Source organism: Paenibacillus terrae, assembly GCF_005217525.1.
Classification (GTDB): domain Bacteria; phylum Bacillota; class Bacilli; order Paenibacillales; family Paenibacillaceae; genus Paenibacillus; species Paenibacillus terrae_C.
In genome coordinates, this window is sequence record NZ_PNXQ01000005.1 from 70677 (window position 1) to 82909 (window position 12233).

Sequence of the window (12233 nt, forward strand, 5' to 3'; positions counted from 1 at the left end):
CGATCCGGTTCTGTGTAGCAATCGCGCGGTACAAATCCGCAGGCTCCAGCATTTGCAATGACAGCAAAATATCGCCGAGCAGCCCGCCGCTCTTCGCCTGGAATTCCAGCGCTCGCTCCAGTTGCTCTGGTAAAATATAGCCGGAACGTACCAGCATGTCGCCTAGTCGCTCTTTGGATTCATCACCGTCCACCTGCTCCTGCAACTGCTCTCCGGTAATGAAGCCCATCTCTACCAAAATGTCGCCCAGCCTGCCACCGTAACGTTTTTGGTTTCGGATGGCGTCGGTAAGTTGATCGCGGGTAATTATGCCGTTGTCCACCAATTGATCTCCAAGGCGGGCCTTTCCGTTCCGTCCGTTCTGTATTCCCGTGGCGGCCTCTCCGCCTGCTGAACCAGGAGCGCCGGAGACTACTCCCAAGACGGCTCCTGCCGCAGCCTGTTCCTGTTGGCCGCTAGCATATTGGACCTGCGCCTCCTGGGCTTGTCCATCCTGCACACTTTTATCCAGCAATTGCTCCACCGCTGCTGCCGTATCCGCTGTGCTCTGTAATGCCTGGATACGCAGTTCCGTATCCTGAAGCCGCCGCTCCAGTTCCTCAATATGAAAATCCAGCTTGTACAGCACCGGGGCCTGCTCCGTCCGCTGGGACTCTAATTGCTGCTCCAGTCGAGCGATCTGCTGACGCTCTTCTTTTATTCTTCTCTTGGTTTGGGGAATTGAAACTCCCCCAATCTGCCACCTCAGCCTGTCACCCATGGATTCCCGCCCTTTCAATCCAACGCCGCTCTTCTGCGAGCGCATCCGCAAGCAACTGCTTCAACTTCGCATCCCGTTGCTTCTTCCGTTCCAGCGCCGCGTGGAAAAGCTCTCGTTCCTCGCGCAGCAACTTCTCTGCCTGTATCCGCTCCTCGTGCAACGAAGACACCAACTGATCGGCGTCAGAAGCGTGATAACCGATCCATGCGCTCCTTAACTGCCGCGCCGTTCTTTTGCTTCTCATAATACCTCCCTGAACCGTAACAACTCTGCCTCTTGCCCTTTCCCTTCATCCAAGGTCTTACGTCTTCCTGAAAAGCAGGACATTCTCTTATTCTCATTTAAACCCTTCGTTTACACATTGATGCAAGTTTTCTGATCAAGAGTGACCCGTCAAAACCTGACATTTATTCATTTAATATCAGTTCTGTCCTGATAAATTGGTAATGAAATTAAAAACTTAGTGCTATTCTACCATACTCGTAGTAGGAGTAGGTATACAATAATGTAAATTCTAGAAACTTTCACACTAATGCATACATAGGTATATAGAATCATTTTATAGTTCTCGTGGTTGCACCTGTCTAGGAAATTTCACTCAATCTATTATTCTCAGATCGCCATTTAAGCCAAATCCCCTCCTAATACTTTAAAAAGCACAAAAAGCACCGCGCACGGTGCCCTTGCTATCTTGATATCCTGCTATATGTGCTAAACTATCAAATTCTACACAACGTCCCGCTGCTGTGCAAGGATTCCTTTAGCCGATTAATTACTCCGTTTGTGCCCTTCAAACCATGTAGACGTGCTGCTCAGTAGCTGTTCACTGCGTCCGATGGCTGCCTGTACCTGTCCGGTTGCAGTTCCACCGTATACATTACGGGCGTTAACCACCGTTTGCGGTTGAAGCACCTCATAGATACGGTCGTCGAACAAGTCGGAAAACTGCTGGAATTCCTCCAGTGTCAGATCAAGCAGATACTTGCCATGCTGGATGCAATACAGCACCGTTTTGCCGATAACCTCATGCGCCTGACGGAACGGCAATCCTTTGCCAACGAGGAAATCTGCAATATCTGTCGCATTGGAGAAGTCCTGATTGACCGCTTGACGCATGCGATCCTTGTTCACCTTCATCGTTGCGATCATTGGCGCGAACAACTGCAAAGCCCCTTCCAGCGTAGCAACAGTATCGAACATCCCTTCCTTATCCTCCTGCATATCCTTGTTGTACGCCAACGGCAAGGATTTCAAGACGGTCAGCAGTCCAACGAGATTGCCATAGACGCGTCCGGTTTTACCGCGTACCAGCTCCGGTACATCCGGGTTTTTCTTCTGCGGCATAATGCTGCTGCCTGTGCAAAAAGCATCATCCAGCTCCACGAAGCCAAACTCCGTGCTGCTCCACAGCACCAGCTCTTCGCTTAGGCGCGACAAATGCGTCATGATCAACGAAGCACCAGCCAGAAACTCTACGATAAAGTCCCGGTCGCTAACGGCGTCCAGACTATTTTCATACACGCCATCAAAACCCAGTTGCTCGGCTACAAAATGACGGTCTATCGGGAAGGTCGTCCCTGCCAAAGCACCCGCACCGAGCGGCAATACATTAATGCGCTTGTAGCTGTCTTTGAGTCGGTCAATATCGCGTTCCAGCATAGACACATAAGCCAGCAAATGATGCGCGAACAAAATAGGCTGCGCACGCTGCAAATGCGTATATCCGGGTACAATCGTATCCAGATTATCCTTCGCCTGCCCGATTAGTGCGGCTTGCACATCATGCAGCATACCGACCAGCGCCACCACACGTCCGCGCAAATACAAGTGCATATCCGTTGCCACCTGATCATTACGGCTGCGTCCGGTGTGCAGCTTCCCGCCAACCGGACCAATCGCTTCGATCAGATTTTTTTCGATATTCATATGAATATCCTCGTCCGAAACCGAAAATTCAATCTCCCCACGGCGGATACGCTCCAATACCGTGTGTAGTCCTTCCTTGATCGTATCCGCATCGGCCTGCGGGATAATCTCGCATTTGCCCAGCATGGCTACATGAGCCAAACTACCCTGAATATCTTCTTCCGCCAACGCTTGATCAAACCCGATGGAAGCCGTGTATTCCTCTACCAGTCTGTTGGTCTGCTTCGTAAAACGTCCGCCCCATAGCTTACTCATTTTTGCAAGATCCCCTCTCTGCAATACAAGCCGCCCTCGTCGCTTGGACAAGGACGGCCCGCATCCCGTACATTTTTAGGTTAACTCATTTATTTATTATTTTTGGCTACTCCTGCATTGACCTTCAAGCGCAGGGCATTCAAACGGATAAAGCCTGTTGCATCCCCTTGATCGTAGGCTTGTGTAGGATCGGCTTCCATTGTCGCAATATCCGGGTTATACAAGCTGACCGGACTTTTGACACCCGCGCCAATAATATTGCCTTTGTACAGCTTCACGCGCACGGTACCACTGACATTCTTTTGGCTCTCATGAACCAGTGCCTGCAAAGCCACACGCTCCGGCGCGAACCAGAAACCGTTGTAGACCAGTGTAGCATAACGGGTAATCAGACTGTCGCGCAGATTCATGACCTCGCGATCCATCGTGATGGACTCCATTTTGCGATGAGCCGTGAACAGGATCGTACCGCCCGGCGTCTCATACACTCCACGGCTCTTCATACCGACAAAACGGTTTTCCACCATGTCCACACGTCCGATGCCGTGCTTGCCGCCCAGCTCATTCAGCTTTTCCATAACCTGCAACGGGTTTAGCTGCTCTCCGTTCAGGGCAACACAGTTTCCTGCTTCAAACTCCAGCTCCAAATATTCCGCTTCATCAGGAGCATCCTCAGGCGCATTGCTGAGCAAGAACATGTCTTTATTTTCAGGAGCGCTTGGATCAAACCAAGGGTCCTCCAGCACACCGCTTTCATAGCTGATATGCAACAGATTACGGTCCATGGAGTATGGCTTGGCCGCAGAAGCGGTTACCGGAATATCGTGTTTCTCCGCATAGGCAATCATTTCTGCCCGGCCCGGGAACTGATTGCGGAACTCTTCCAGCCGCCAAGGTGCGATCACCTTGATATCGGGCGTCAACGCCGCCGCGTTCAGCTCGAAGCGCACCTGATCGTTGCCTTTGCCTGTCGCGCCGTGAGCGATAGCTGTTGCACCCTCTGCAATCGCAATATCCACCATCCGTTTGGCGATCAATGGACGTGCAATACTCGTTCCTAGCAAATATTGTCCTTCATACAAAGCACCCGCCTGAAACATCGGATAAATAAAATCCTTGGCGAATTCATCACGCAGATCATCAATATACACTTTGGAGGCTCCAGTTGCGAGCGCTTTTTCCTCCAAACCGTCCAGTTCTTCCTTCTGTCCGATATCTGCGGTAAACGCTATAATTTCAGCGTCATAGGTTTCTTTAAGCCATTTCAAAATGACCGACGTATCCAGACCGCCGGAATATGCGAGTACGATTTTTTCTTTTGCCATGATTGAAAGTCCTCCCCGAATGCTTCTAGCCACTATCTTTCATTCACATCTGCATCTAAATCTACAGATCATCTTCCACAAATGCAATCTTTCTAACCATAAAACATAACCTCTTTATCCCATCAAAGCAACCATCAATGCTTTTTGTGCATGCAGACGGTTCTCAGCCTCATCAAAAATCACTGAATTCGGTCCGTCGATTACACCTGCGCTCACTTCTTCGCCACGATGTGCAGGTAGACAGTGCAGGAACAGGTAGTCCGACTTCGCCAGCTTAACCAGCTCCTCATCCACCTGGAAGTCGGCAAAAGCAAGCTCCCGTTCCTTCTGCTCTTCCTCAAAGCCCATGCTCGCCCATACATCCGTGTAGATCGCATCTGCATCCTTTACTGCTTCTTGCGGACTTTGGGTAATCACAATCTCACTGCCGGTTTGTTTGGCAATCTCACGGGAAGCTACCACAACACTCGGATCAGGCTCATATCCAGCAGGACTTGCTATCGATACATGCACGCCGAGCTTCGCCCCACCAATCAACAGGGAATGCGCCATATTGTTGCCGTCCCCGATGTAGGCCAATTTAAGCCCTTTAAGCTTGCCCTTTTGCTCATACAAGGTCTGATAGTCAGCCAGCACCTGACACGGATGCGCCAAATCACTCAAGCCGTTGATCACAGGAACAGATGCATAACGCGCTAGCTCTACCACATTATCGTGGCCGAAGGTGCGGATCATAATGCCATCCAGATAGCGAGACATTACCTGTGCCATATCGCTAATAGGCTCGCCACGTCCCAGTTGAATGTCGTTTTTACTGAGAAAAAGGGCATGCCCACCCAATTGAAACATGCCGACTTCAAAAGATACCCGCGTACGCGTAGAGGATTTTTCAAAAATCAGTCCGATCGTTTTCCCCTTCAGCGGCTGATAGGTTTCTCCATTTTTGTGCTTGCGCTTGATTTCGATGGCGAGATCAATTAAATATTGAATTTCTTCAGTTGAATAGTCGTCCAACTCAAGGAAGTCCCGCCCTTTCAGATTAATTTGCTGCAATGCGCCGCCTTGGCTCATGCTATCATCTCCTTTTACACTCTAATCAAGTGGTTTAGCCACGCTAAGCAATATGCTCTAGAATCACTTCGGTAATAAGAGCTACAGCCTGATCTATTTCGTCCTTCGTTACATACAGGTTAGGCAACAGGCGAATCACGTTGGGCCCTGCGGTAATGAACAGAATGCCCTTCTTTTGTCCTGCCAAAACAAGCTCCGCCACAGGCTCAGCACACTCGATACCGACCATCAGACCTTTTCCACGGATATCCTTTACAAAAGGAATCTCTCCAAGCTGCTTTTGCAGACTTTGGAACAAATACTCGCCCAGCTCAGCCGCACGCTCTGGAAGTTTTTCGTCAATAATCGTTTCAATGGTCGCCTGAACCGCTGCCATAGCAAGCGGTGTGCCTCCAAAGGTAGAGCCGTGACTGCCCGCCGTGAACGCTTCACGCAAATATCCTTTGCCCAGCATCGCACCAACGGAAAACCCACTGCCCAAGCCCTTCGCCAACGTAAAGATATCCGGCTCTATGCCGTAATGCTCAAAGGAAAACAGCTTGCCTGTACGTCCCATGCCGGTCTGTACCTCATCAATGATCAAAAGCAATCCATGCTCGTTGCAAAGCTTTGTAATCACGTCTACAAAAGCAGGTTCTACCGGATACATTCCGCCTTCTGCCTGCACCATTTCCAGCATGATTGCAGCCGTATTCTCGCTAATCGCCGCTTCGAGCGCAGCCTGATCGTGAAGCGGAACGCTTTTGAATCCAGCTGGAAGCGGCAAAAAGCCTTCTTTTACTTTATCCTGACCCGTAGCGGTCAACGTTGCCAGCGTCCGTCCGTGGAAGGATTGCGTGAACGTAATGATCTCGTAGCGTCCGGTCTGCTTCACCTTCTGGTGATAACGACGCGCCAGCTTGATCGCAGCTTCATTCGCTTCCGCTCCGCTGTTGCAGAAGAACACGGCATCTGCGCTGCTATTAGCAGTCAGTAGAGCGGCGGCCCGTTCCTGCCCCGGAATATGAAACAGATTGGATACATGCCATAGTTCATCAATCTGCTGTTTCAAGCGTTCAGCTACAGCCTGTGGCGCATGCCCAAGATTGGTAACCGCAATGCCTGACATGAAATCCAGATAACGCTTGCCCTGATCATCCCACAGCCAGCTACCTTGGCCTTTGACTAGTGAAAGCGGGTATCTTGCGTAGGTTGGAAAAAGAGGGCTTTCTGTCTGCACAGCTGCGGAGGCCTTTTCGGTTTGTGCTCCGGCAACGGCTTCGTTCGTACCTGGCGTTTCAACGCTCACCAGCGTATTCGACTCCTTACTCATTATGTTCACGCTCCTTTTGTTCGTTAGGTTATATAGATTTCGTTGTATGTTTGCAATTACTGCATGCGCACGATGCGCGTTCCAATGGCTTCCCCGCCCAGCACACGGCTTAATACCTGCGGTTCACTGCCGTTCACAATGACAACCTCCTTCACCATGCCATGGATGCAGGCAATAGCCGCTCTCACCTTAGGGATCATGCCGCCGTATATTTCACCCGTGCTGATCATATCCTCAATCTCCTGTACGGCGATGGAGTCCAGCACCTTCTTTTCTCCACCGATCTTCTTCAATATTCCCGGTACATCCGTAACGACGATCATCCGACTAACACCCATATGGGATGCCACCGCACCCGCCGCTGTATCTGCGTTAATATTGTAGCGCTGACCGGATCTATCAATCCCGATGGGCGCAATAACGGGCATATAGTTCATATCCAGCACACCTGTAATAATTGAAGCTTGAACAGACGTTACTTCTCCAACCCAGCCGACCTCTGCTGCATTCGACACAGGCCTTGCTTCGATTAAAAAACCATCACTGCCCGACAAACCCAGTGCTCGACCTCCGTGCATTCCGATCCTGCGTACAATCTGCTTGTTAATGCTGCCCGCCAGCACCATTTCCACGACATCCAGCACAGGCTCGGTCGTTTTGCGCAACCCGTTGATGAATTCCGTTTCGATGCCCAGCTTCGCCAAATTGTCGGAGATCGCAGGGCCGCCGCCATGTACAATAACAGGTTGCAGACCTTCCGATTGCAAACGGACCAGATCGTCAAAGAAGGAATCAGGCAGCGCCGCCAGCGTACTTCCTCCGCATTTCATTACAAAATTACGACGTGCCAATCCCGCATGAATGGCTTGATCCGCGTTTTCCACTGCCGATTGCATATAATCTCCCCTTTTCTACTCTGCACCGTCCGTGCCATTTTACAATAATATCAGTATTACATCCGTACTTATTCCGTTATCTATGTCCGATATGCAGCGTTAATCCGCACGTAATCGTAGGTTAAGTCACAGCCCCATGCTGTGGCGGTTCCGTTCCCGTGATGCAAATCCACAATAATCCGCACCGTATCTCCCCGTAGATAGGAGAGCGCCTCGTCTTCATCAAAAGCGACCGGACTGGACGCGCTCAGGACAACAATATCACCCAGGCGGATGTCTACCGTATCCGGATTGACTGGCTCTCCAGCCCGCCCGACAGCGGCAATAATCCGGCCCCAGTTCGCATCGGCACCAAAAACAGCCGACTTCACCAGACTGGACCCGATCACCGTCTTCGCTATCGCTTGAGCAGATGCATCGCTTACCGCGCCGCTCACGGACACCTCTACCAGCTTCGTAGCGCCTTCCCCATCGCGGGCAATTGCCTTTGCCAGCTCACGGCAAATATAGGTGAATGCTTCGGCAAAAGCAGCCCAATCGGGATGTCCTTCGTGCAGCTCACGGTTACCTGCCAGCCCGCTTGCCATCGCGATCAGCATATCGTTCGTGCTCGTATCGCCATCTACTGTAATCATATTAAAGCTGGTATCCGTTGCCTGCTTCAATAGCTGATGAAGTGCAGTCTGCCCAATCGCAGCATCACAGGTCATAAAAGCCAGCATTGTGGCCATGTTCGGATGAATCATGCCCGAGCCCTTCGCCGCCCCGGCGATGTGTACGGTCACACCATCCACTTCAACCGCCACACACGCTTCCTTCTTAACCAGGTCCGTCGTCAGAATGGCTTGGGTAAATTGCTCCGCTCCATCGCTTTCCCCGTTCACACGGCCAGGTAATGCGGATATGCCGCCAAGCACACGGTCCATTTTCAAATGCTCACCAATCACGCCCGTCGATGCAACGGCTACATTACTCTCCGCAACACCCAGCTCACGAGCAGCAGCCGAGCGCATAGCGTAGGCGTCCTGCTCTCCTTGCTGTCCGGTGCAGGCATTGGCGTTCCCACTGTTCACCACGACCGCTTGCAGCCGACCATCCACGAGGCTCTCGCGAGTCACTTTGAGCGGTGCAGCCTGAAATACATTGGTGGTGTATACCGCAGCAGCCGTCGCCTCTACCTCGCAGCGAATCGCGCCGATATCGTTGCGGTCCGTATTTTTAAGCCCGCAGTGCAACCCTCCGGCTGTAAAGCCGCGCGGGGTTACGATATTCCCCCCGTTTACTACTGTAAACCCTGATTTGCTCATCATTGTGTGCCCTCGTCCGCAACGCTTTCTATAAGTAACGGTTCTATTTGCGAATCTATTCTCGCCCGCTTACGTTTCCCGCTTCCATGTTGCGTCTGCTTGCTGCTTACGGATATACCGGTATGAAGCCCAGTCCGAGGTTCTCCTCCCATCCCATCATTAAGTTTAAGTTCTGAATCGCCTGTCCAGCAGCACCCTTCACGACGTTATCAATGACCGAAATAATCGTAAGGCGCCCGGTCCGTGCATCTGCTGCAAAACCGATATCGCAGTAATTGGAGCCAAATACTTCCTTCGTTGCTGGCCATACACCTTCACCACGCACACGGACAAAAGGATGGTCTTTATAATAATCCCGGTATAGCCCGATGAGATCCTGATCTGTGTAATCACCCTTCAACGTGACATAGATCGTACTCATAATTCCTCGGGTCATCGGAACCAGTTGTGTCGTAAACGTAATCGTAACGTCCTCACCCGCAATATCGCCCAATACCTGTTCGATCTCAGGGATATGCTGGTGCTTGTTAATCTTGTAGGCTTTAAAATTCTCGTTCATCTCCGCATAATGCGAACCGAGACTTGTTCCCCGGCCGGAGCCGGATACCCCGGATTTGGCATCTACAATTAGCGTTCGATGGTCGATCCAATCTGCCTTCAACGCAGGGACAATCCCCAGCAATGTTGCTGTTGGGTAGCAACCCGGATTAGAAATAAAAGAGACGCCGGCAAGCTTTTCTGCATACACCTCGCTGAGTCCGTATACGGCTTGCTTGAGATATTCGGATGAAGCCGCAGGCTTTTTATACCATGCTTCGTACGTTTCCCCGCTTCGCAGTCTGAAATCCCCGGAGAGGTCAATGACCTTCAATCCGGCATCCAGAAGCTGCGGCACCAGCTTGGTACTCACACCAGAAGGCGTAGCTGTGAAAACCAGATCAGCCTTGGCAGCCATCTCTTGAACATCGACACCGTCCAAATCCTGAACCACAATGTCCGTCAGATGCGGAAACCCGTCACTGATCGGGACACCCGCGCTGGACGAAGAAATAACAGATACGATCTCTACCTGCGGATGATGAACTAAAAAACGAATGAGCTCCACCCCGCCATACCCGGTGGAACCGACAATTGCCACTTTTAGCTTGCTGCTCACAGACCTTCCTCCATTCCGTTCCTATGAAATATGTATTATTATACGACTCTATTCATATAAATACAACATACTCATGTAAAGTTATTCACCCAAATTTGAAATATAAGCTCTTGCCTATTCTTTTGACGGACAAGCTGTACAGGCTATAATAAAGGAAATTAAAAAAGATAGAGCCTATTGGATACAGTCTGCCGTTTTGCATAAAGAAAGGGGGAGAATACCTTTTAAATTATCTCTTTTGAAGCGTATGATTGGGATTCACAGTTGGATCATAATTTCAGAAATAAACTTAACCGTTAGGGGTGTTACACATCGAAACATATACAGCGAATATCGTAATAGATGCTAAAGCAAAGTTAGGCGAGGGCCCTAGCTGGGATCAACAGTTCCAACGTTTATTTTGGGTCGATATTGAAGGCTTTCAATTGCATATCTACGATCCTTCTACATGCACAAATCGTACAATAGACGTTGGTGAACATATTAGTGCAGTTGTACCTTATCTCAAAAATAAAGTAATCGTAGCACTAATTAGCGGTCTACATTGTTTGGATATTGAGACAGGGGCCAAAGTATTAATCCATGATCCTGAAGAAGGTAGATTAGGTAATCGATTTAATGATGGTAAATGCGATCCTTCAGGACGTTTTTTGGCAGGAACAATGAGCCTAAATGGTGAACTCGCACAAGGAGCATTGTATAGTCTGAGCACCAAAGGCAATGTCTCCTTACTGGTTGAAGAAGCTTCTATATCTAATGGATTAGCTTGGAGCGCAGATCATCGTACAATGTATTATATTGATACTCCGACATTGGAAATCGTTTCCTTCGATTATGATGTGGCACAAGGCACTATTAAGAATAAGCAACTGGTGGCTAGATTGGATGAAAGTGAAGGGTATCCAGATGGCATGACAATCGATGCAGAGGGTATGTTGTGGATTGCTCGCTGGGGAGGGAAACGTGTTTCCCGTATCCATCCTGCCCATGGAAAAGTGATTGCTGAGGTGTCACTCCCAGTCAATCGTGTGACTTCGTGCGCTTTTGGCGGTGAACATCTGGATGAGTTATATATAACGACTGCTCAAGAAGACGATGGTATTGATCAACCACTAGCAGGCGGTTTATTTATGGCCAAAACAGGGGTAAAAGGAATGCCAACCTCGTATTTTAATCAAGGACGAACGGCAAATTGGCTTGAACGATTACCAAAAAGGATCTAATGAGCTATGCTAAAAAGAAAGGAGCCTACTACATCAGTGGGCTCCTCCTGCATTGATTCAGTTAAGAACAAGCCTTTCGGCAGGTCACCTTGTTTCAGCCTTCCTTCTTAAAGCCTTCACCCAATACCTCACGCGTGTTACTAATGATCACAAAAGCATCCGGATCTACCAAGCGAACAAGCGTTTTGAGACGGGTCACCTCATTTTGGCCTACCACAACCATTAGCACAGGACGTTCTTCGTTCGTATAACCTCCTCGTCCTGCCAGCTCCGTCAATCCTCGATCCAGGTCCTGTAAAATAGCCTGTGTGATCTTTTCCTTTTGATTGGATATGATATAGGCCACTTTGGAGTAGCTTAACCCCATTTCCACGGCATCAATGACCTTGCCGGTTACAAACAAACCAATCAGTGCATACAGCGCCCGTTCTGGCGATAGAGCAAAGCCAGCCAGTGTGATGACTGTACCATCCATGAGCATGACGCAGAGTGATAGGCTGAGGCCGGTATATTTTTGAATGATCTGCGCCAAAATAGCCAGCCCACCCGTCGAGCCTCTGCCCCGGAATACAGTGCCCAATCCCAACCCTACTCCGATTCCACCATACAGGGAAGCCAGCAACGGATTCGTTGTCGGAACTGCCCAATCCTTAGTTAGATAAACGAATAAAGGTAACATGATACTTCCCAGCAGGGAACGCAAACCGTATTTCTTTCCTAGCAGCAGCACCCCAGCTATAAATAACGGAATATTCATTCCCCACTGCGTATAAGCTGGTTCCAGACCAAACAGATCCTCGCCCAAAATAGATAAACCCGACACACCGCCGGATGCAATTCGGTTCGGAAGCAGGAACATATTGAAGGTCAGCGCCGTAATGAAGGAGCCGAGCACAATGAGTAGGACATCCATCACATTGCGAGCGGGGCCACTGGCGGCAATTAGAGGCTTACGGCGTCTTCGCCTAGCAGCGGGGAGATTCATTTGGGACATCTTTCGTA

11 protein-coding genes are annotated in these 12233 nt (G+C 49.9%); 1 reads left to right on the forward strand and 10 read right to left on the reverse strand.

What is annotated here, in order from left to right; all coding sequences use genetic code 11:
- From C1I60_RS25150 to argC, 9 genes are all read right to left on the reverse strand, one after another.
- The coding region (locus tag C1I60_RS25150) for a cyclic di-GMP-binding domain-containing protein, MshE-related (RefSeq protein ID WP_491844689.1) at positions 1-760 on the reverse strand (760 nt) is incomplete at its 3' end.
- Complete coding sequence (locus tag C1I60_RS03535) at positions 753-1004, reverse strand: hypothetical protein (RefSeq protein ID WP_137060513.1); 252 nt, start codon at positions 1002-1004, stop codon at positions 753-755. The genes C1I60_RS03535 and C1I60_RS25150, both read right to left, overlap by 8 nt.
- Positions 1005-1528: 524 nt before the next feature.
- A complete protein-coding gene (gene argH, locus C1I60_RS03540; protein ID WP_137060514.1) occupies positions 1529-2941 on the reverse strand; it encodes an argininosuccinate lyase in 1413 nt (470 codons plus the stop codon).
- Between the two features lie 89 nt (positions 2942-3030).
- On the reverse strand, positions 3031-4266 hold the full coding sequence (locus C1I60_RS03545) for an argininosuccinate synthase (protein WP_137060515.1): 1236 nt from the start codon (positions 4264-4266) through the stop codon (positions 3031-3033).
- Between the two features lie 114 nt (positions 4267-4380).
- Positions 4381-5337, reverse strand: a complete 957-nt coding sequence (gene argF, locus C1I60_RS03550) for an ornithine carbamoyltransferase (protein ID WP_137060516.1) — start codon at positions 5335-5337, stop codon at positions 4381-4383.
- A gap of 43 nt (positions 5338-5380) precedes the next feature.
- Entirely contained in the window at positions 5381-6649 is a 1269-nt protein-coding gene (gene argD, locus C1I60_RS03555) for an acetylornithine transaminase (protein ID WP_137060517.1), read from the reverse strand.
- 56 nt (positions 6650-6705) lie between these two features.
- Entirely contained in the window at positions 6706-7545 is an 840-nt protein-coding gene (gene argB / locus C1I60_RS03560) for an acetylglutamate kinase (protein ID WP_137060518.1), read from the reverse strand.
- An 80-nt stretch (positions 7546-7625) separates the two neighbouring features.
- The gene (gene argJ / locus C1I60_RS03565; RefSeq protein ID WP_137060991.1) at positions 7626-8852 is read right to left on the reverse strand and encodes a bifunctional glutamate N-acetyltransferase/amino-acid acetyltransferase ArgJ; all 1227 of its coding nucleotides are present in this window, start codon (positions 8850-8852) and stop codon (positions 7626-7628) included.
- Between the two features lie 106 nt (positions 8853-8958).
- Positions 8959-10008, reverse strand: a complete 1050-nt coding sequence (argC, locus tag C1I60_RS03570; protein WP_137060519.1) for an N-acetyl-gamma-glutamyl-phosphate reductase — start codon at positions 10006-10008, stop codon at positions 8959-8961.
- Between the two features lie 302 nt (positions 10009-10310).
- On the opposite strand from argC, the gene C1I60_RS03575 reads away from it, so the two are divergent.
- Entirely contained in the window at positions 10311-11231 is a 921-nt protein-coding gene (locus C1I60_RS03575; RefSeq protein ID WP_137060520.1) for an SMP-30/gluconolactonase/LRE family protein, read from the forward strand.
- Positions 11232-11325: 94 nt separating this feature from the next.
- On the opposite strand, the gene C1I60_RS03580 is transcribed toward C1I60_RS03575, so the two are convergent.
- Entirely contained in the window at positions 11326-12225 is a 900-nt protein-coding gene (locus C1I60_RS03580) for a YitT family protein (protein WP_137060521.1), read from the reverse strand.
- Positions 12226-12233: the final 8 nt, after the last annotated feature.